Annotated in this window: 18 protein-coding genes and 4 pseudogenes; 15 read left to right on the top strand and 7 right to left on the bottom strand. The window is 31.1% G+C overall.

Translation table 11 applies throughout. From position 1 onward, the window contains the following. Window positions 1–2: 2 nt before the first annotated feature. The 6 genes from ACYFX0_RS21295 to ACYFX0_RS21270 all read left to right on the top strand — a co-directional run bounded on the left by ACYFX0_RS21295 (window position 3) and on the right by ACYFX0_RS21270 (window position 6,100). A complete protein-coding gene (locus tag ACYFX0_RS21295; protein ID WP_106082166.1) occupies window positions 3–884 on the top strand; it encodes a GNAT family N-acetyltransferase in 882 nt (293 codons plus the stop codon). A gap of 3 nt (window positions 885–887) precedes the next feature. After that, window positions 888–1,577: a WbqC family protein gene (locus ACYFX0_RS21290; protein ID WP_000587149.1), complete on the top strand. Its 690-nt coding sequence runs from the start codon at window positions 888–890 to the stop codon at window positions 1,575–1,577. A 6-nt stretch (window positions 1,578–1,583) separates the two neighbouring features. Then, the gene (locus ACYFX0_RS21285; RefSeq protein WP_001101895.1) at window positions 1,584–2,261 is read left to right on the top strand and encodes a PIG-L deacetylase family protein; all 678 of its coding nucleotides are present in this window, start codon (window positions 1,584–1,586) and stop codon (window positions 2,259–2,261) included. 11 nt (window positions 2,262–2,272) lie between these two features. Continuing rightward, on the top strand, window positions 2,273–3,208 hold the full coding sequence (locus tag ACYFX0_RS21280; protein WP_003281342.1) for an apurinic/apyrimidinic endonuclease family protein: 936 nt from the start codon (window positions 2,273–2,275) through the stop codon (window positions 3,206–3,208). Between the two features lie 132 nt (window positions 3,209–3,340). Further along, window positions 3,341–4,714 (top strand): M28 family metallopeptidase, encoded by a 1,374-nt coding sequence (locus tag ACYFX0_RS21275; RefSeq protein ID WP_106082167.1) that lies wholly within the window; start codon window positions 3,341–3,343, stop codon window positions 4,712–4,714. A 111-nt stretch (window positions 4,715–4,825) separates the two neighbouring features. Then, on the top strand, window positions 4,826–6,100 hold the full coding sequence (locus tag ACYFX0_RS21270) for an MDR family MFS transporter (RefSeq protein WP_016077697.1): 1,275 nt from the start codon (window positions 4,826–4,828) through the stop codon (window positions 6,098–6,100). Between the two features lie 172 nt (window positions 6,101–6,272). Here ACYFX0_RS21270 and ACYFX0_RS21265 read toward each other — a convergent pair. Both ACYFX0_RS21265 and ACYFX0_RS21260 read right to left on the bottom strand, forming a co-directional pair. Continuing rightward, window positions 6,273–6,739 (bottom strand): annotated as a pseudogene (locus tag ACYFX0_RS21265) (RsfA family transcriptional regulator). A gap of 717 nt (window positions 6,740–7,456) precedes the next feature. Beyond that, window positions 7,457–7,861, bottom strand: a complete 405-nt coding sequence (locus ACYFX0_RS21260) for a DUF3221 domain-containing protein (RefSeq protein WP_000482311.1) — start codon at window positions 7,859–7,861, stop codon at window positions 7,457–7,459. Between the two features lie 851 nt (window positions 7,862–8,712). Here ACYFX0_RS21260 and ACYFX0_RS21255 point away from each other — a divergent pair. Next, entirely contained in the window at window positions 8,713–9,006 is a 294-nt protein-coding gene (locus ACYFX0_RS21255; RefSeq protein WP_000631350.1) for an ArsR/SmtB family transcription factor, read from the top strand. 551 nt (window positions 9,007–9,557) lie between these two features. Here the strand turns inward: ACYFX0_RS21255 and ACYFX0_RS21250 are convergent. Both ACYFX0_RS21250 and ACYFX0_RS21245 read right to left on the bottom strand, forming a co-directional pair. Further along, entirely contained in the window at window positions 9,558–9,716 is a 159-nt protein-coding gene (locus ACYFX0_RS21250) for a Phr family secreted Rap phosphatase inhibitor (protein WP_000721348.1), read from the bottom strand. Further along, window positions 9,716–10,816: a response regulator aspartate phosphatase gene (locus ACYFX0_RS21245; protein ID WP_106082168.1), complete on the bottom strand. Its 1,101-nt coding sequence runs from the start codon at window positions 10,814–10,816 to the stop codon at window positions 9,716–9,718. The genes ACYFX0_RS21250 and ACYFX0_RS21245 overlap by 1 nt, the downstream gene beginning before the upstream one ends. Before the next feature lie 467 nt (window positions 10,817–11,283). Here ACYFX0_RS21245 and ACYFX0_RS21240 point away from each other — a divergent pair. Both ACYFX0_RS21240 and ACYFX0_RS21235 read left to right on the top strand, forming a co-directional pair. Beyond that, window positions 11,284–11,463 (top strand): annotated as a pseudogene (locus ACYFX0_RS21240) (nuclear transport factor 2 family protein); the annotation flags it as partial. A gap of 245 nt (window positions 11,464–11,708) precedes the next feature. Next, window positions 11,709–11,892: pseudogene (locus tag ACYFX0_RS21235) on the top strand (S-layer homology domain-containing protein); the annotation flags it as partial. Between the two features lie 590 nt (window positions 11,893–12,482). On the opposite strand, the pseudogene ACYFX0_RS21230 reads toward ACYFX0_RS21235, so the two are convergent. Continuing rightward, window positions 12,483–12,669, bottom strand: a pseudogene (locus tag ACYFX0_RS21230) (hypothetical protein). A gap of 1,013 nt (window positions 12,670–13,682) precedes the next feature. Here ACYFX0_RS21230 and ACYFX0_RS21225 point away from each other — a divergent pair. Next, window positions 13,683–15,101 carry an S-layer homology domain-containing protein gene (locus ACYFX0_RS21225; RefSeq protein ID WP_000680992.1) on the top strand — a complete coding sequence of 473 codons (1,419 nt, stop codon included), beginning with the start codon at window positions 13,683–13,685 and terminating at the stop codon, window positions 15,099–15,101. Between the two features lie 150 nt (window positions 15,102–15,251). On the opposite strand, the gene ACYFX0_RS21220 is transcribed toward ACYFX0_RS21225, so the two are convergent. After that, window positions 15,252–15,806: a helix-turn-helix domain-containing protein gene (locus ACYFX0_RS21220; RefSeq protein WP_001059815.1), complete on the bottom strand. Its 555-nt coding sequence runs from the start codon at window positions 15,804–15,806 to the stop codon at window positions 15,252–15,254. 101 nt (window positions 15,807–15,907) lie between these two features. On the opposite strand from ACYFX0_RS21220, the gene ACYFX0_RS21215 reads away from it, so the two are divergent. The 3 genes from ACYFX0_RS21215 (at window position 15,908) to ACYFX0_RS21205 (ending at window position 17,889) form a co-directional block, all read left to right on the top strand. Continuing rightward, entirely contained in the window at window positions 15,908–16,048 is a 141-nt protein-coding gene (locus tag ACYFX0_RS21215) for a hypothetical protein (protein ID WP_003260087.1), read from the top strand. Window positions 16,049–16,429: 381 nt separating this feature from the next. Continuing rightward, entirely contained in the window at window positions 16,430–16,933 is a 504-nt protein-coding gene (locus tag ACYFX0_RS21210; protein WP_000833540.1) for a DUF3902 family protein, read from the top strand. Between the two features lie 134 nt (window positions 16,934–17,067). Then, window positions 17,068–17,889, top strand: a complete 822-nt coding sequence (locus tag ACYFX0_RS21205; RefSeq protein WP_106082171.1) for a peptidoglycan-N-acetylglucosamine deacetylase — start codon at window positions 17,068–17,070, stop codon at window positions 17,887–17,889. A 487-nt stretch (window positions 17,890–18,376) separates the two neighbouring features. On the opposite strand, the gene ACYFX0_RS21200 is transcribed toward ACYFX0_RS21205, so the two are convergent. Further along, a complete protein-coding gene (locus ACYFX0_RS21200; RefSeq protein WP_000091044.1) occupies window positions 18,377–18,952 on the bottom strand; it encodes a hypothetical protein in 576 nt (191 codons plus the stop codon). 150 nt (window positions 18,953–19,102) lie between these two features. Between ACYFX0_RS21200 and ACYFX0_RS21195 the strand changes: the two genes are divergently transcribed. Both ACYFX0_RS21195 and ACYFX0_RS21190 read left to right on the top strand, forming a co-directional pair. Then, window positions 19,103–19,627, top strand: coding sequence for a DUF6843 domain-containing protein (locus ACYFX0_RS21195; protein WP_001233342.1), 525 nt, complete (start codon window positions 19,103–19,105; stop codon window positions 19,625–19,627). A 32-nt stretch (window positions 19,628–19,659) separates the two neighbouring features. Further along, the gene (locus ACYFX0_RS21190) at window positions 19,660–19,893 is read left to right on the top strand and encodes a hypothetical protein (protein WP_106082172.1); all 234 of its coding nucleotides are present in this window, start codon (window positions 19,660–19,662) and stop codon (window positions 19,891–19,893) included. The last annotated feature ends 77 nt before the right edge of the window (window positions 19,894–19,970 follow it).

Genomic DNA, 19,970 nt, shown 5'->3' with positions numbered 1-19,970 from the left:
ATATGGAAATCGAAATATGTACTGACGCCCAATATTGGGATGCCTGTATGGAAGAATACAATGGTTCTGTATTTCATAGTTACGAATGGGGAAAGTTAATGGAATTATTACCTGGTGTTCAATTTTTCCCAGTACTAATAGAAACACGAGATACAGTAGTTTTAACTCCTATGTATGTACAGGATGGTAGGCTTTTGGGAAGTTTAATTGGTTATGGAGGTCCAATAATAATTGGCCAAGATAAAATAGATTTTTCAGTTTATGAATCCATAATAAATAAGAAGTTTGAAAATAAAATTCAAAAGCTTTTATTACCTATAACGATAAATCCTTTTCAAAGTTATAGTAAAGAAAAGTGGGATTATAAAGAAACTTATATGTTAGATCTACCAAATAGGTTTGAGGATTTATGGACATCGTGTTCTGGAAAAGCTAGGACAAGTGTTAGGTATGCACGTAAACAGAATGTTGAAGTTCGTCCTATAACTGTAGCGGAATTAGATGAGTTTTACCAATTATATCAAGAACATAATACAAGTATAGGAGCGAGTTATTCATTTAGTAGAGAGTTTTTTAATCATTTAGTTCTTAATTTGCAAGAAAAAATCCTTTTCTTAGGGGCATTCTTAGAAGAAGAATTAATTAGTTCCAGCATTTTTATAATGGATAAAAAGGTTTTATATTATTGGATTAACATTAACAATACCGAAGGGAAAAATTCACAATCTTCATATTTACTACTAAATGATGCGTTTGAATTAGCAATTCATAATAAATTAAAGTATGCGGATTTAGGATATTCACATAATAAAGGGATTGCTAGACCTAAGATATACTGGGGGGCAGCTTTGAAAAAATGTTTTTGTTTAAAAGAAAGGATTTAAACTATGATTATTAGTGGCCACCAACCAAGTTATTTACCTTGGTATGGTTTTTTTGAAAAAATTCATAAATCAGATGTGTTTGTATTTCATGATATAGCACAATTTGAAAAAAAAGGTTTTTTAAATAGGAATCGTATTAAAACTTCACAAGGAGCGTCTTGGTTAACTGTTCCAATACAAATGAAGAATTATAAAGAAATTCCATTTAATAAGTTAAAGATAGACAATACTCAAGATTGGGAACGGAAGCATTGGAAAGCAATAAGAATTAATTATTCTAATGCACCTTACTTTAATGTATATAAGGATTATTTAGAAAATTTTTATTCAGAAGATTGGATTAATTTAAATGATATGAACATGAATTTTATTCATTTTATTATCCGTGAATTAAACATTGATACGGAACTATATTATGTATCAGATTTAGAGGGGATTACAGGTAAGAAAAGTGATTTTGTATTAGAGTTGTGTCAGAAATTTAATGCCAGTACTTATTATTCTGGAAGTTTAGGGCAAGATTATTTAGACGAAAATGATTTTGAGAATGAAAATATAGAAATTATCTACCAAAGAATAAGGGATTATTCCTACAAGCAATTATTTGGGGAATTTATACCACATTTATCTATTTTAGATATTTTACTAAATTGTGGACCAAAGGAAACAGAAAAATTAATTAAAGGAGTCTAAAATTTTATGAATGTACTTGTATTTGCCGCTCATCCGGATGATGAAATAATTGGTGTTGGTGGAACAATAGCGAAACATGTGAAACAAGGTGATGATGTACATGTTGTAATACTTGCAGAGGGAAAATCTTCTAGAGCTAAAGAATATAAAGAGCTAGATTTAGAGGTTAAGAACTTATCTTATAAAGAAACAGAGGGGGCATGTACTACACTTGGTGTAAAAAGTTTTGCAAGACTAGATTTCCCTGATAATCGTCTTGATACATTACCCTTACTTGATGTAGTGAAAGAGATTGAAAATCACATTAAAAAAATAAATCCTACAATTATTTATACTCAATATGGTGGAGATATAAATATTGATCATACTGTTGTTTACAGAGCAGTAATGACAGCGACACGCCCTCTGCCAGATACTAATATCAAATGGGTATTTGCATATGAAACTTTATCTTCTACAGAGTGGAATTATAATGAAAAAGATAAGTTTCTTCCTAATTATTTTGTGAATATTGAAGATCATTTGGAGGAGAAATTAAGTGCGATGAGACATTATGAATCTGAGTTAAGGGAATTTCCTCATCCACGCTCTATAGAAGCAATGAGACATAACGCATTTGTATGGGGTGCCAAATCTGGATACCAAGCGGCTGAGGCATTTATGTTAGTAAGGGGGACATGGTAGGTGAAGAGAATATGTTAATACCACAGGTCCCGTTCTTTGGTTTAGATAGTAAACAGATTGACTTAAAATGGGTTGAAAAAGGCTATGGATTAGAAGCAAATATTTTTGATGGGACATCTTTATTTGATAACTCATATACAAAAAGGTTTTCTGAGGTCCTGTCTTTTGTTCAAACCCTTAATCCATCCTTGTTAACGCTGCATTTTCCTACTGATAATGCAGACTATCTCAATGATGAATTTATTAAAAAGCAACTATATGAATTTATTAACCTTGCTATAAAGTATAATGCATCAGGTATAACAGTGCATGCTAATCAATTCATGAATGTCGCGGAATTTCAAAACTATAATCTTCTAGATAATAGAAAAAGGATTATAGAGTTCTTTAATATGCTAGATGAGGAAATAAAAGGGACTGATATATGGATTGGCGTTGAAAACCTACCCATTATTGGAAACTTGGGCGATGATTTTGATCCTATATTTATATATCCCGAAGATTTTACTGATTTGGTTAATCTGGAGTTATCTAACGTTGGAATAACATGGGATATATGTCATTGGTCTATAACCTATCTTACACGTTTAGGTATTTCTAAATTATTAAGGCAAGAAGAAATTGAATATAAGGATTTTCATAAGTATTTAAGCTTAATGGATTATATTAAACATTTTCATTTTAGTTCTTTTAAGCATTTAACGATTCCTTATAGTGAGATACGTTGCTATGAGGGAGAGAATCCGGCTAATGGATCTATTGATGAAAGTTTATTACATGAAACTTTATTAAAAGTGAAGAACAATACTTTGGATAAAAACATAGGAATTGTATTTGAGGTTCAGGAAACTGATTATACGAATAGAAAGAGGTCATGGGAGACTCTTAATTGGTTTCATAAAAATATTACTGGTATGCAAACAAAAATGAATTATTTGGAGATATAAAAGGCACTATCGGTTTATTTATTTTTACATGTAACTTGAGTTAGAGATTATTTTAATGAACCTTTTCTTCTAAGTAAGTGTGTTAGGAGGGAAGGTTTTACTATTAATCTTTTTTAATCATAGGGAGGACAAATGAAAAAACTAACTCTTATAAAGAAGCTTATTGTAACTTTTGGGATTTTGTTGCTTTTCCTTTTTAGTAATTTATCTGAGGATGTAATACTAGTACATGCTATGACTAAGAACGACCAAAGTTCTCTCATGTCAGATAAGGTTCGTGCTAGTCGAGCTATTGAACATACACGTTTTCTGTCTGAGAAAATTGGTCCACGTCCAAGTGGGACTAAGGAAGAACATAAAGCAGCTACATACATTGGAGATACATTAAAAAAATTAGGGTATGAAGTTGAGTATCAGGCCTTTCCTGTACCAGATCAATATATTGGGAGTATCTCTTTTAGTGTGTATGGAGAAAAAGAATGGCAAGTTGGAGCAGCATCTAATGCATCTATACCTAAAGATCCTGTCGTAGGGCCGGTAGTTTCTATAGGAAAAGAGAACGATATTAAAAATTCACCTGAGCCAATTCATGGGAAAATAGTATTACTGGAACAAGCTGATACGTATGAGAAATATAATGAACAAGTTGAGTATGCAGCAGAAAAGGGAGCAAAAGCTGTATTGTTATATAGTACGATTGGGGATAGAGGCAACTATGGAGAAGCCTTTAACCCAGTTCTAAAAAAGAAACAATCAATACCTGTATTTGGGCTTGCTTATAATCAGGGAATTAGAATGAAAGATAAAATAGTGCATAATAAAAATATAGTTAGTTTAAAGGCAAAACACGAAATGAATTTGAGTTCATTAAATGTTATTGCGAAAAAAAAGCCCAAATACAAGACAGATAATGAGGATGTAGCAATAATGAGTGCTCATTATGATAGTGTTATCGGAGCACCTGGAGCAAATGACAATGCTTCTGGCGTAGGACTTTTATTAGAGTTAGCATACAATTTTAAAGATATAGAGATTAATAAAGAAATTCAATTCATAGCGTTTGGAGCAGAAGAAAATGAATCCTTAGGTGCTTACCATTATGTTAATCAGTTATCTACAACAGATAAGAAACATATTCTAGGGGTTTTTAATGCAGATATGATAGCGACAAGTTACCAACAGGCTAAGGACTTATATGCAATGACACTAGATGGCTCTCAAAATGAAGTAACAAATACCGCAGTAGCTACTAGTAAAGCATTAGGGAAATCGGTTGTATTAACTGGAAAGTTTGATTCTAGTGATCATGTACCATTTTATGAAGCTGGAATTTCCTCAGCACTATTTATTTGGATGGATGTAGAGAGTTGGAATCCCCTAATTTATCATGTTGAAAAGGTATTCCATACACCTCAAGATACCGTTTTAGAAAATATTTCTCCTCAACGTATGCAGGAGGCACTAGAAATTATAGGGACAAGTTTATATTACTTTATCAAAAGATAGGTTTTTTCGGGGGGGGGGTCAGCATAGCCGACTAAATTTAGATTTTAATAATAATATAGTAAAACTTTTGTTGGGATAAAAATATACTTTGAGCATAGGCGAGGTAACTATATGAGGAGTACATGGAAAGAATTAAAGGGGATGGATCTTAATGTCTGGATCCGCTTTATCGGAGAAGCCTTAAATGGTATTGCAATGATGATGTTAATGCCATTTTTTGCATTATATTTGAAGGATAAAGTGGATTCTCTACTTGAGGTAGGTATAGTTATAGCTTTATCCCCAATTGCGGCGAGTTTTGGTTCATTAATTGGAGGGCATATAGCGGATACTTATGGACGGAAACCAACTATGGTACTCTCTATGGCCAGTAATGGGCTACTAATGCTTGTTTTTTTGTTTATTGATAGTTTTATAGGGTATGCCATTTTATCTATTGGTTTAGGGCTATGTAATTCTTTCTTTGAACCAGCGGCATCTGCAATGGTTACCGATGTAACAGAACCTGAAAAAAGAACTGAGGCATATGGATTACTTAGAATGGCTCATAATATAGGAGCTGCGATAGGCCCTATAATTGGTGCAGCAGTTGTGGTTGTATCAAAAGATGTCATATTTTTGATTACTTCTGGAACCATGCTGTTTTATACAATATTAATGTTATTGTTTCTAAAGGAAACAAAGCCTAAAAATATAATGATACATGAGGAAACACATAAACAGTCAATAAGATTTACGTTAAGAGTTGTTATAAGAGATAGAATATTTCTATTCTATATAGTGACGGGAATCATTATATTTATGGGATTCTCACAATCGGAAGGTATGTTACCACTTCATTTTAGTAATGAGAATACAATGATTTTTGGAAATAGTAATCCATTTCCATATTTAATGACTTTAAATGGCTTATTGGTTGTATGTTTCCAATTTCCTATTTCAAAGTGGTTAACTCACAAACCAATTGGTAAATCAATGCTATATGGTGCTATTCTTTTTGGCGTTGGCCTTTTAGCAATAGGATGGTTACCAAAGTGGTTTCAAGTAATAGACGCAAATGATTTAATTATTCTAGGCTCATTATTAATAGCTTATACAGTTTATACAGTAGGGGAAATGATTATGTCACCTATCCAAATGACATTCGTCGCTAATATAGCTCCAGAACATTTGAGGGGGACTTATATGGGGGCGGCTAATCTGCAATGGATTACAGGTAATGTATTTGGACCTCTTCTAGGCGGTGTATTACTGGATCAGCTTTTAGGACATATGTTATTTACAATCTTAGGTGTGGGTTGTATTATTTCTGGATTTGTTTACTTACTATTAGATAGACTTATTGAGAATAGAAGTAAACAAATACCTATAAAACAAACATCTTAATTTTAATATTGTTAATGAGTTGAAAATTAAATTTTATGTTTTAAGGATTAAATAAAGTGCACGTTTATTAAGAGTAAACGTGCACTTTATTTATTAGTGTTTAAACTTAATTTATATATAGTGAGTTTTTTAGGTGACGACTTAAGTGTATAAAAGTAATTTGCTACTTTATTTAATTAATTTCAACTAGACTTCTTGTCTTATCAATATGATTAAGTAACATACGATACTCTTCTTCGTACATAGTTACACGTTGTAGAAGGGAATGATTTTCTGTCTCTAAAGTTTTTATTTGACTTTGTAAGTTTGTAAATTCATATGTTTTTTTATAATTTTGTAGAAAGAGAATAATATCATCTAATGTCATAGATAAAGAGTATGTTTCTTTTTTTGTTGAGAGGGAGAAATATTGTTTCCCACTTCTCGATTTTGTTTTGCTTGTTGTATTTCCTCTTGGTATTGTTTTCTCACGTATGAATTCCAGCGAAATCCACAAGCTGCAGGTGTCCGATTTAGTAGCTTTGCTACTTCCTTGAATGCAGTTAACTGTGTTCCACCGTTACGAATATTCTGGAGTACTGTGGATGCGAGAAGTAAATCGTTATCGTTCGTCCAGGAATCTTGTCTTGAGAGTACCACGTTTTAACCTCCTTTATATGTTTTATAACATTAATCAAATTAAACGTTCTCTTTTCCTTTTGTAAATTTGATATCAATCTCTCATTTTAATCTACTTAGAATAAATCCGTTAATACGTAGATTGCTGATGATGCGTTAGGTGGATTTACTTATATCACCCACCAATTTATTAGTGAAAAATTAATTTCGTTGTACATAATATTATAGGATCTTCTGACAAGAGACAATTACGCTGATATAGCCACTAATAGGAAATAAGAGTACTTTATCTGTTTGTATTTTGGGTTCTGGATAACGATTGTAATATGAGTTTTTAATAGACATTTAGTAGATATTTGTTAATTTAGCATCTCTAAATGAAGGCATGTAACTTGAATATAATAGATTAAAAGAGGATATATACTATTGGGGTTAAAAAGAAAACGAAATAGAGAGGATATTTTAGGTTAGGAAAATTTGAATGGAATTGTCATTAAAGATAGGACCTTTCAAAAAGGGAGGATAATTGACAACTGTAGGTACTATGATTAGGAATTTAATTCTAATCATTTTATGTTGAGAAATAAAAAATTATTTTGTAAAAGGCGAGATGGGGTTTTCTTACTGTAACCATTTCTTATTTATCACTAGACAGCTTGATTAATAAGAGAAAAAAGTTGGTGAGATAAAGGGCATCATTCTAATTAGAATGATGCCCTTCTTAATTTTAAATATAATTTAATGAAATACTTTTTCAATTGTGGGCATAACAGCTATTGGTGGTAGGGATTTAGTCCATGCAGCTGCATATACATTTAATTTCTCACCTAATGTGTAGTTTTCACTATCTGAAACAGGAACTCTTAAAATCTTATTTTGAGAAACTAGATTCCACCAATCATGTTGATAAGCAAGAGCTTCATCTTTTGTAGACGTAGCTGCAACTACTAAATAATTGTTCTCTACTGAAATGACATATCCAGTAAAAGGTTCTTGTTCTTGGTTCTGAATAGAATGAACAGGAATATTGTTGGCGGAAATCTTGTTAAAATCTGCAAAGGCCGGTGTTAATCCGAATGTAAATCCACATCCTAGTGTTAAAGCTGTTACCGTTGTTACGAATGTTTGTTTTTTGTTAAACATGATATATCCCCCTTATATTTTATCCTTACACTATCCACTTTCAATTTACATACATATAAAGCCTTTTAATATTAAGATATTTAACAATCCTGTCACAATTATTCCATAAATGTTAATATTATCTATTAATGGAATTGGGTTTATGTTATAATTCACTAGGTGAACTATTATTGTTCATTTCATCTCTTGATGAATGTATGCCCTTCCTTAAGTGTAAAGATGTTCGATTTTATTGGTGAAGAGAGGATATATCCCTCTTCTTTTTTTATTAATATGGGACTTTAGGGAATGAACAGAAAAAGAACCCTATGGGGTTCTTTTTCTAGGCATATTAACAGTAAGGAGAGTAATGAAATGCTAATTTCAAATCTTTATCAGGAGAAAAATTTGAAAAAGCTTATCATGTTATTATTTTTACATATATGTAATATAAAGTGAATTGATAATATTTAGACTTACTATTACTAATATTTAATTAAGATAGTTAGTACTACATTAATAGTGTTAACTATCTTGATTGGTATGGAATGTGATAGAAAGCATAAGTTTGTCGCAAACTTATGCTTTCAGAATTTGAAGAATATTCTTTATATGGATTTTAAAGAAAATACAAAATTTTTACTAGATGTGAGAAAAAAGAATCGAAAATATCCTTTAAAATAAGATATATTTGGTTCAAAAAATTAGAGGGCACCAATTCATTAAAGCAGTAAAAACGTTTTAATGAATTAGTGTCCTTTTTGTTTTAAAAAGAGAATATATTTTCTCAACAGGACAAATGGTAATCAGCTATAAGTATTAGTTATAAGAATAAAAGGAAAATAGAAATTAATAATAAAGGAGAATGCGAAATGATAACATTAATATCTGAAAAAAATCTAGCTGAAATCCACGAAGACGATGTAGATGTATTAAAAGTAATGGCACATCCTGTTCGATTACAAATTGTAAATGAATTAATGCACCATAAAATGTGTAATGTTACACAGTTAACGGAAATATTAAGAATCCCCCAATCTACTGTTTCACAACATCTATCAAAATTAAGGGGAACCGTACTCCGTTCAGAAAGAAGAGGGTTAGAGATGCATTATTATATAGATAATGCTAAGGCACGTCAGATTGTTGAAATTTTAGGTTTGTAGATTAATAATACATAAAAGGTTTTCTGTTACAAGGCAGGAAACCTTTTTTATATGTATAACTAATTGTGTGATAATATCATACTGTAGAAACTACCTAACAATAATTTAAATTTAACAGCTTGTTTTATCTTGCCATACACAATTTAACACGATATATAGGTATAAACTTACAAAGAAGGGTTTTAATTAGAAATTAGATATAACAATGGATAATGGTAAGTGTATTAAAGAAATTATAGAATTAATGAAATAAAAAATAATCAATAGTTGTTGTAAAGGCATATATTTATAAGAATGTGGCAGGAATGAAATGAACTTTACAGTTACTTTAACTTGGATGAAAAGAGATTTAATAATTGTTTAATAGAGTTCATTACCTAGTAAATACGGAGTTCCTGGGCTTGAAGGGGAGGATATAAAAAGATAATGTGAATAATCCGAAACAAATATGTTTCGGATTAGAGGTTCGAGATTTTATCCATTTTCATTCAACGGTTTGTAAAAGGTAATAAGTTGAATTTTCTGGATTTTAATAAAGGAAATGTATTAGGTTAATCAATAGATACTCCACCAGAGACAATCAGTTTTGTTGGTGCTGGCGTATCTCCACCATTAAACGAAGAGTGTTGTGATACATTTAAACTAATTATGCTACATGCTAATGCACTTACTACTACCATATTTAATACAATTTTCTTAATCTTTTTCATTATTTTAACGCTCCTTTTCTCAAATATTTCTTATCAGCATTATTACTAATATAGAAATATTTGCTTGCCTTAACATGATTATCTGCCTCATAAAATTGGATTGCTAAAATCCCTGCATATTCTTTTACACAATCCCACATTTCCTCTTTTTCAAAATAAGAAATAGCATCAGTAACTACTTTTTCTAGTTTAATTCTAGGTAGTTCTGTGATTAGTTCATTTAAAACTGCGAAACGATGCTTATATTCCTCATTTCCTGATTCATTTGTATACTTCATTCCTTGCTCGATATATGATTTTGCTGTTTCAATGCCTTCTAAATTATAATATGCTCTTGCTAAGACAAATAATGCTTTAAAATGATTCGGTAGGGTATTTATAATTTCAGAACTCTGTCTGATCGCCAATGGAAATAAATCTTGAATATTATATAACCAGCCCAAATTATGACGTACTCTTAATAATAATTGTTCTTCATTATACTTTTTAAAAACATCAATAACCGTATTGAGACATTCTTCAGCTCTTTCAAACTCTCTTAGATCTATACAAGCTAAACCGTATACATTGTCGCATAAGGCAACATTAATTTCATAGCCTACATGATTCTGGTATACTTTTTTTGCCTTTACTACATGTTGAATTGCTTCAAATGGTTGATAAGATTGATAACAGTAAGTTGAAAATCTATACTCAAACTCGGCTTTTTCTACTGCGTCAGGTATATCAATTAAAAGTTCTTCCGCCTTTTCATAGTGTGTTTTCGCTTCAGTATAATTTGCTAAAATTGTAGAATGAATTGCCTTAAAGAAATGATAATAGTAAGCTAAAAATAAAAAATCATCTTTGATAGTAGAGAGTTTTTCTATTTGATTAAAAGAATCTTTTGTAATACTCATTGCATCTACCAAGACCATATATCTAAAATTCAGTAGGGAATAATAGAATGATACATAGTGATCTGCTTTTAGTCCTTTTAAACTTTCTTTTACTTTTAGGTATGTTTGTTTTGCTTCTTTTACATGATATAAACGAATTTCTTCATACCATTCGTGTAATAATCCCATCAATTGCTCATTACTCTTCTCTTGAACAGTCATAATATCCCCCTTTTCTATGTAAAGGCTTATTCTGATAATAACAGGAATTAGATACATTAAATTTAACAATGAGTTTTTTTCATCAATATACAGAATATTCAGAATATATCAGTTACCCACCCTTTGTAATGCGACAAAATATAGCTAAGATAGTACAAATTTCGCTAAGTGATTTTTTGATGCTTAAATGTTTGCTATTGAATATATCGTATAAGAGGTGTCTTAGTACTATGGTAGAAAAGGAGGTAGCTTACATTGCTATTTTTTTGAGAAAATATTGGACTTATTAAGTTTCAAGGAATTCAATATAAGTATACTCATGTCTACTTATATTGAAAAGTGAGCGTTAGTTTATGATAAGTTTTGGGATTAATTTACTAAGGACAATGACAAATTTAAGAACAAGAAGAAAAGTAATGGATGCTAGAATTCTGCAAGCGTTAGGGTAGAATTTAAATGTTTTTTGAAAAAAAGAATTAGCTGAAGGGGATACAGTTGCTCTTCATGTACATTCTCGTACTAATTCTCAAGATAAGGGAGTTGCTATAGTTGATATATTTCGTATCAAGGATGGAAAGATTGTCGAACACTGGGATGTAATTCAAGAGATTCCAAGTGAAGCAGTTAATGATAATACGATGTTTTAGGTAGAAGGATATATATAAATTCAGATTTATAATAAAAAACTCCATTTTGATTAACCTTTTTTCAAAATGGAGTCTTTTTATTTTCCATATGAAATTAACAGTACCCTTGATGTATGAGTCACATCATAGTAAAAACTCTTCTATAGGCAAGAAGAGTTTTTTAGTAAGTCTATAGCATTCTGGGAGAAATTAATGTTTTTATTATTAATAATGAAAAATAATTAGGATAAGAAGGGGAAAATAGCATGAAAATGAAAGTAATGATTTTAACAGGTTCAGTACTTGCAGCAACAAATGTTACGGGCAGATACAACTTTTAAAGATGTTCTTACTGATCATCATTTGGTCATATAAAGCATAAAAGAGAAAAATATCGTAGCAGGTTATAGAAATCGTATATATGGTTTCGGTGATAGTATTATACGTGGTTAAGTTGCTAGATTACTTTATCATTTTAGCCAAGATGGTTTTTAAAACATAATCAGTACGATTAAATGGGAGACATGAGTCATTGCTTATCGATGGTAAAGTAGACGTATATAATTTAAAAGGAAACCCATGCAACAATATAAATAATAATTTGTATGTGAACGTAAAAAATACCAAGATGGCCCTGAAGGGGAGGGGGGCTTGGTGTTTTTTAGCTAATATCACGATTTTTAAGTAATTTTCATATTCTGTTAACCGCACTAATATCAAGTTTTTTAATTCAATCGTTTAAATTTCGCAAGTGTATTCTTTATCTCTTTATCTTCCACATATCAGTGGGTAATCTTTGTATAATCTGATCTTATCTCTAAATCACAACTGTTACCCCAGTACCATCAAGTTAAAGTTTCATTTTATTTTGCTAACTTGATGGTGATGTGACGTAACCTTAATTATTTGGAAATTTTAAAAAACTCCCCTTAGTCATGTTAAAGGGACCTTGATCACGCAAATAATCTGTAAATCAATTCATTTTTGATAGACAGATCATTTGTATGATAATTTTTGTAAATAATTGCTGAATAGTGAATTTACATAAATGCTTTTAGAAGTTCTTGAATTAATGGGATTGCTCCACCTATAAATTTTAAAACTGCCATTGCGATTTCCATATTATTCTCTCCTCTTTTTTCGTATTAGGATATGATAAATCTTTATAAATTCATTATAGTAAGCGCTTACAATTATTACAATACATTTTCGTATGCAATATTGCATATTTATACATTAGATCTCTATCATTCATTTTTTAATGGTACTATAGCGAGGTGAGAGTCTTTAAGGGTTCTCCTTAATAGGAGGAAATATGGAAAGAGTGCAAGCGATTTACAGTAATCAAAAATTTAAGAGTTGGGTTAAACAGGTATTAGCTGTAGGAGGAGTAATAGGGTGCTGTTATTTGGTGTTATATGTTTTCTGCTTCTTAGTTATCATGTAAATATTATACAACGAAACTAGTAGAGTCTTACCTAGAGAGGTAAGGCTCTTTTATTGTAGTACCTCGAGATGAGCAAACTACATACAATATCTATCAGGTTTTTCAGATCACTTTGTATGGTTCCTTGTTTAGAACAATAATTCCTATCATTGAAATTAAATAAACTTCTATTTAAAAGTTTGAATTTATATTGAAAACAGAATTCTATTGATAAAAAATATGTTTTTACTAGATACATATTAAAAAGACAAGTATAAATTATATTAGATTTTGGCAAAGTCTTTTTGACTTGGAAAAGGATTTAAATATTACTTGTAGATTTGATTCCTTTTTACATACTATAATCCTTATATTGCTACGTAAACATAATACAGTAATAATGATTTAAAAGCAAGAATTTTAGTAGCGGTACGTTCACACATCCATCAACTTAAGATTTTAAAGTAGCTCTTAAACAAAAAACTTCTTTTTTTAATTGATTCATAGTAAACAAGAAAGGTTGGCAAATTAACAACTAAAGAGATTTCTTCAGGTAAGCTAATAAGTAATCTATCAAAAGGTCCTTTACAAAATTTATACATAAGTCAATTATAAGATCATGTAAAATTTAAAATTATGTAAATGTTATACATTTTTGTAAAAGACATTCATTGACACTTGCGTATATAAGTAACTATACTCGTTACATCAAATTGAATGTGTGATAATACGATTTTATTATTATTACAAACATGTAAATATAAAAATAGAAAATCCCAATTTGATAAATACAATGGTAGAGGTGTTTATTTTAATGAAGCACAAATTAATTGCAACAGGTATCCTTGCAGGATCTATATTATCCTATTCTTCTAATATTTTAGCAGATACTCATAAATTCCCTGATGTTCCTGTATGGGCTGATAAATCTGTTAATTATTTAGTTGATAAACAGGTATTGAATGGTTATCCAGATGGAACTTTTGGTTCAAATGACTCATTAGACAGAGCTTCGGCTACAAAAATTATGACAAAAGTTTTAGGGATACAAATTGATCCTAATGCAAAACCATCTTTTACAGATTCACAAAACCACTGGGCTACTCCTTATATTGCTGCTGCTGAAAGAGCTGGTATTGTTAAAGGTGAAGGTAATGGAATCTTCAATCCATCCGGAAAAGTAACTCGCGCTGCTATGGCTACGATGCTAGTAAATGCATATAAACTACAAAACACACCAAATTATAACGAGCAGGTTAGATTTGAAGATTTAAAAGGGCATTGGGGAGAAAAATATGCCAATATTTTAATAGATTTAAAAATTTCTAATGGTACTGAGAACGGTTGGCAACCAAATAGATTTATAACACGTGCTGAAGCTGCTCAACTTACTGCAAAAACAGATATGTTACAACAAAATTCAAACGATGAAAAAGAGATTATTACTGCTACTTCATATGAAGATTTAAATTTAACAGTGGCTTCGAAAATTACAGCTCAAGAGATTGATAGTTTTATTGCGAAATATCATTCGGATAGTCCTTTAGTTGGACATGGGCAAGATTTTATCAATGCGCAAAATCAATATGGCGTGAGTGCTCATTATTTAGCAGCGCATGCGATTTTAGAATCTGGATACGGAAAATCAGAAATCGCATATCAAAAACATAATCTATTCGGTCTACGTGCATATGATGGAGATCCGTTTAAATATGCGAAATATTTACCAAGCTACGGCGATAGCATTGCTTATAACGCTAATTATGTACGAGAAAGATATTTAGAAGAAAGTGGTATGTATTATAACGGGCCAACATTAACTGGCATGAACGTGAAATATGCATCAGATAAAGGTTGGGCTAAGAAAATTGCGGGTATTATGGAACGTATTAAACCGTTTCGTGTAGAAGACTATACATATGCAAAAAAATTACCAAAGAATCCTGAAACATTAGATGTCGACGCATTATCTAATGAAATTCCATATAAAATGTATGCAGACGGTTCAAGCTCAAATGTTGTATCATCAGCTACTTACTATCAGGTACCTTATCCATTTAATTTAAAAATTAAAAGTAGACCAGATGTAGCTGTCGAGGAGAATAAAGTTGGTACAGTAACTTCTGGAACAACCATCTTTATTTATCGTGAAGATCCAAATGGATGGGTAGAATTCTCTTTTGAAGCGAATGGAGAAAAATACTGGACATTAAAAAGTAAATTAAGTATGTAATTAAAAAGATCTATTTCACTACTTTTAATCGATTAGATTATAATCTCATATAATTGAGAGACAATTTTTTTACTTTCTTAAAATAAAGTTATGTATACAAGAAAAGTTAGAGGATTATTTTCTCTAACTTTTCTTCGCTAGTATTTGAAATTAAAAAGATGGTGGAGTTACTCCAAATATAACAGTGACCTTGTTTAAAGAAGTGTTTTCCCATTTATGCTTTGCATAAGGTGGGATTTTAACACTATCACCTGTATTGAGAAGTAAAACCTCATCATTTAGATATAGTTTTACTTGTCCTTCCATAATAAATGCTATTTCTTCCCCTTTATGTGCCACAGGCTCCATAGATGAAGCAGTTTGAGGTAACAGATTCATTAAAGCCAATTCTAGTGATCCATCTAAATTAGGAGATAATAGCTCATACGAAACATTGCCGCTTTCAGGAAAAGTTATTTTTTTTCTTTGGTTAGCTCTTACAACTAATTCTTCTGTACTGGTATCCTCTAAGAAAAAATTAAACAATGGAATATTTAATGCTACAGAAATTAATTTTAGTGTTTGTAATGATGGATTTGTGATTCCTTTCTCAATTTGACTTAACATGGAAGGTGTTATATCAGCTAACTCTGCTAAACGTTTACTGGTTAATCCGGCACCTTTTCTAAATGCCATAATTTTTTGACCAACATTAATATTGTTCATATATGTAATCCCCTTTAAATAAGTAAATGAAATTAAATTATTATTAATTTTATTTACTTATACTTAATATATTGTTAATATATACTTAATTATAATAAATTATGATTAATTTTAAAATATCGTATGTACATATGGCAGCAGCTGCGAAAAAGTGGGAAAAAGATTTACTTAGAAATAAAGGGGCTACTATTTTTGAATATACAGCTGGTTATAGTAAAGCAGTAGAAGAAGGAGGAACATAAGTTAATAAGAATCAAATGTGCTATTTTATTAACGATGAAAAATCAAAGCATGTATTTTAAGGTAATGCAGTAGTTGCTACTCGTCTGAATAATTGATATACAAATAAAAGTTGATGGATCGCATCCTCTATTTGTATATCTACCATGTGGAGTAGGATTTGGTGGAGCTTCGTTTAGTTTAAAAATTATGGTATGGGATCATGTACATGTAATTTTTGCTGGGCTATCCATTCTTCGTATATGCTAATAGGTATGATGACCGGATTATATGATGGGATTCCCATACAAGATTTTTAATGAAAAGGATTCTAATAAGTAAAGGACAACTTAAGAGTAGACTTCAATGCTGTATTGTAAAATTTTTAAGGAAGTGAAAAAAGTATGAAATCAGCTTTAAATAGTATTATGATCTCCTCGATTTTTGCAGTAGGAGGGATCCTTTCGCTTTTGTTTAATTTAATGGGGGATCAAGATTGGATCTGGAATTGGGTAGGGCTATTACTAGCATATCTATCTTTGGGCATTTTAATCGGTTTATATAATAAAACTGTGGATCACAAAACATTTCCTAAAATACTAAAAAGAACTTTGTTTATTTCCTTTAATGTTACTATATTAGGGATAATAATAGGGGTAACATACCAACTATTAGGAAAGTGGAATCTTACTATAATGATGTATTATTGGCTGATAATTTTATTACTACATTTAATTACTGTAATAACATTAGTCATCCTAGTATTCGAAAACGGTAATAGTAAAAATTACAGCTTACTATATAGTTTTATTATACTTTTAAACATTGTCCTTACCTTAGGACCAGTATTATTTCCAGTAGTTCTAACTATTATAGGAAATGCCATGAACGTTAGTGCAGGGCACTAATTTTCACCTATATAGATTATTAAAATGATTAGTCCAAAATTGAGATTGGTTAAGTTAAAAAACTTAATAAGCTAATAGGATAGTAAAACTAAACGACATAAAGTGGAATGATTTGATAGAAAGAAGATTATAATATGAAAATTAAGCTTAAGAAAAAAAGAATTATAAGTGTATTGTTAGCTATTACATTAGTAGCAATAGGGTATTACATGTTTCAATCTATTACAAATCCTAAGCTGGTAAATGCGGAAGAGGGAAACAGTGTTCAACAAGTGAGCAGTCTACCTAAAAATGAATTAAAAAAACCAATACCTAATCGTTTTGATGGTAAAGAAAGAAAAGTTGCATATTTAACTTTTGATGATGGACCAGGAAAATATACAGCTAACCTATTAGAGGTATTAAAGAAAAATGATGTGAAAGCAACATTCTTTTTAATTGGCGATAATGTGAAAAGGTTCCCAGATTTAGTGAAACGAGAGCATGTAGAGAACCATTATGTGGGTATGCATAGTATGACACATGATTTTAAAAATTTATACACCAATCAGGAATATGTGAAGGAAATGAAAGAGGATCAATCTTTAATTAGAAATGCTATTGGAAACTCCCCGAAATTAACACGCCCACCATATGGATCAATGCCTGGATTAAATGAATCACTTCGAAATGAAGTAGTCAGAAATAATTTAAAAGTATGGGATTGGACAATTGACTCTCTAGATTGGAAATATAATAAACTACCTGTGGATGTAGCGGCCGCAAAAATTGTTCAAAATGTCTTAGCAGGTGCGACGTCTTCAAAGGAAATTGTTTTAATGCACGATATTCATCCACAATCTGTTGCGGCAGTTCCAGCAATTATAAAAGGATTAAGAGAAAAAGGGTATGAATTTGAAGCTTATGATGAGAACAATCATTTTCCAATAAACTTCTGGCATGATAGCCGGATATAAAAGTATTTATGAGTTAAATGAATGGAATAAGAAATTGATATAGGGTTTAAATATATGTAAGAGCGCGTTGATCTAAATATATACCAACACGCTCTTTATTTATTATTTAAATGTAAGTATAGGGTTTTTATCGTATATAAATAATTAAATATCTTTTATTTTTATACAATAAAAGATATTTAATTGTTATATAAATATTGAATGAATTTAATTGTCGTTTTTAAAAAACAGTAAAATTGGCACAACACTAAACGTAATGGTAGTTATAGCAAGTGTCTCTTGTATCATATTATCTATACTAGGATTTTGGGGCCTTAATAAAGGGGAGCATTGTGAAGTCTTTTAATAGTATGCTGGATAACTTGCAAAAATTAATTGGAGAAGTAAAAAACACAACACAAGAAGTTACTTTTTCTACTGATGGGATGTTACAAGTTACTAAACGAGCATCTCATATATCAAGAGAGGTTGTTCATACTTATATTTGTTATCTATCTTGTCTCTTATTACTTGTATCTTCCAACCACTTAGAAACATATTCTTGCATACGAGATTCTAATGATTGAATCGTTTCATTTGATATAGCAAGTGCTTGATCCGCATACTTATTCGGGAACATGTTGCGCAAAGTAGGTTCATTTTCAGCACCATCTCCTGGTTCACGGTAATCTTCAATGATGTAATCATCGCCATTTTTTGTGACTGTCACACGGACTGGAAGTAAATGTCCTGCTTGAGGAACTGTCTGTGTTTCGCGGTTATATCCTTGCATGAGGGAATGGAGATAGACATACATTTTTTCATCCTTCATCTCAGTTCCATAGATTACATGCGTCTCAAATTGTTTTTTTGTATGATTTAATTTGTCTTGATTCCAGGCAATGATACTTTCTGAAATAAGGGAATCTAGTTTGCTGTTTAGCGGAATCTCCGTTACATCCTTTGCATCATTTTGGACTGAATCACACCCTGTTGTAATGAAAACGAGTGTGATAATGCTTACGGTAATCATTATCTTTCTCAAAATCTTATTTTCATATGTTAATGCAAAACGTCTGCTCATCAATTCACTCCATTTCTCTTCGTGCTAATCATCCACTGACATAAATATTTTATATAACAATAGTAAAATCGTCTTCAAACTAGAAACTTATTCTATCCAAGGGAATATAATACATACTATACCATTCTTACACATAACGGGAGAGACTCTATGAGAAAAGTTATAATGTATTGTGGGATCTTTAGTATGATTCTTTTAAGCGGTTGTATCCGATTCGGAAAAGACACTACAGATACCATTTATCTCATTCCAGAAGCATACGAAGGAGACCTTTTGGTTCTATACAATGTTCCAGGAGCTGAGTTGTTGCCAGAAGAAGATGGGTTTCGTGTTGTTACTTTTTCTGCAGACGGGACCGCAGTAACATCAACACCTAATATGAAATATGGGGAAGTCAACGATACCTATTACACGGTTAACAAGGAAGGAAAGCGCACCAAACTTGACGAAAGCTGCATACGCGTTGGTTCAAATGGAAGCACTACTGAAAACATCGGTGAAGAAAATGAGCATACTTTCTCATACGCGAAATTGGAAGTCACACCTAGTGCATGCTCACAAAGCTTCTCATCATACGGGAGAGAAGTACCAGAAAATCAAGAACATCCTGTAGAGAAGAAACTGAGGGACTTACTGGTGCGTGTAAAAGAGCAGTATATGAAAGTGAAGAGCTAAATTTTAAAATTCTAAAAAGGGTGAATGGATGGATGATGTTAGGGATAGGGCTAATTGTATTAGGCATTTTACTTGTCAGCATAGTATCATACCGAGAAATAAAGAAAGCAGGGGGCGTTACCTGGATTGAAATTCTAGTCTATCCCTTTTTATTATTAATATGCGCGCTACTCGAGCATATTGATTTGCCAGGGTTTTTAATATTTTTAGGTTTGGTATGTATTGTTTTTGGTAGCTGTATGGTCATGTGCGTCAATATTCTATAACATTAAGAGCAAAGCATCTAGTTCAGTTGCTTTTTTATTTTATTTTGTAATTTTTATTTTTAATGTCTATCACACTA

The organism is Bacillus sp. NEAU-Y102 (genome assembly GCF_054788175.1).
Note: the sequence above shows the minus strand (reverse complement) of the source record. Positions and strands in the feature narration are given on the sequence as shown.

Excerpts from the sequence above, each read along its gene's own strand:
- ACYFX0_RS21275 (WP_106082167.1), top strand. The coding sequence starts at position 3,341 with ATGAAAAAACTAACTCTTATAAAGAAGCTTATTGTAACTTTTGGGATT.
- ACYFX0_RS21290 (WP_000587149.1), top strand. The coding sequence starts at position 888 with ATGATTATTAGTGGCCACCAACCAAGTTATTTACCTTGGTATGGTTTT.
- ACYFX0_RS21220 (WP_001059815.1), bottom strand. The coding sequence starts at position 15,806 with ATGAACAATATTAATGTTGGTCAAAAAATTATGGCATTTAGAAAAGGT.
- ACYFX0_RS21295 (WP_106082166.1), top strand. The coding sequence starts at position 3 with ATGGAAATCGAAATATGTACTGACGCCCAATATTGGGATGCCTGTATG.
- ACYFX0_RS21245 (WP_106082168.1), bottom strand. The coding sequence starts at position 10,816 with ATGACTGTTCAAGAGAAGAGTAATGAGCAATTGATGGGATTATTACAC.
- ACYFX0_RS21285 (WP_001101895.1), top strand. The coding sequence starts at position 1,584 with ATGAATGTACTTGTATTTGCCGCTCATCCGGATGATGAAATAATTGGT.
- ACYFX0_RS21205 (WP_106082171.1), top strand. The coding sequence starts at position 17,068 with ATGAAAATTAAGCTTAAGAAAAAAAGAATTATAAGTGTATTGTTAGCT.
- ACYFX0_RS21255 (WP_000631350.1), top strand. The coding sequence starts at position 8,713 with ATGATAACATTAATATCTGAAAAAAATCTAGCTGAAATCCACGAAGAC.
- ACYFX0_RS21215 (WP_003260087.1), top strand. The coding sequence starts at position 15,908 with ATGATTAATTTTAAAATATCGTATGTACATATGGCAGCAGCTGCGAAA.
- ACYFX0_RS21200 (WP_000091044.1), bottom strand. The coding sequence starts at position 18,952 with ATGAGCAGACGTTTTGCATTAACATATGAAAATAAGATTTTGAGAAAG.
- ACYFX0_RS21225 (WP_000680992.1), top strand. The coding sequence starts at position 13,683 with ATGAAGCACAAATTAATTGCAACAGGTATCCTTGCAGGATCTATATTA.
- ACYFX0_RS21270 (WP_016077697.1), top strand. The coding sequence starts at position 4,826 with ATGAGGAGTACATGGAAAGAATTAAAGGGGATGGATCTTAATGTCTGG.
- ACYFX0_RS21195 (WP_001233342.1), top strand. The coding sequence starts at position 19,103 with ATGAGAAAAGTTATAATGTATTGTGGGATCTTTAGTATGATTCTTTTA.
- ACYFX0_RS21260 (WP_000482311.1), bottom strand. The coding sequence starts at position 7,861 with ATGTTTAACAAAAAACAAACATTCGTAACAACGGTAACAGCTTTAACA.
- ACYFX0_RS21210 (WP_000833540.1), top strand. The coding sequence starts at position 16,430 with ATGAAATCAGCTTTAAATAGTATTATGATCTCCTCGATTTTTGCAGTA.
- ACYFX0_RS21190 (WP_106082172.1), top strand. The coding sequence starts at position 19,660 with ATGATGTTAGGGATAGGGCTAATTGTATTAGGCATTTTACTTGTCAGC.
- ACYFX0_RS21250 (WP_000721348.1), bottom strand. The coding sequence starts at position 9,716 with ATGAAAAAGATTAAGAAAATTGTATTAAATATGGTAGTAGTAAGTGCA.
- ACYFX0_RS21280 (WP_003281342.1), top strand. The coding sequence starts at position 2,273 with ATGTTAATACCACAGGTCCCGTTCTTTGGTTTAGATAGTAAACAGATT.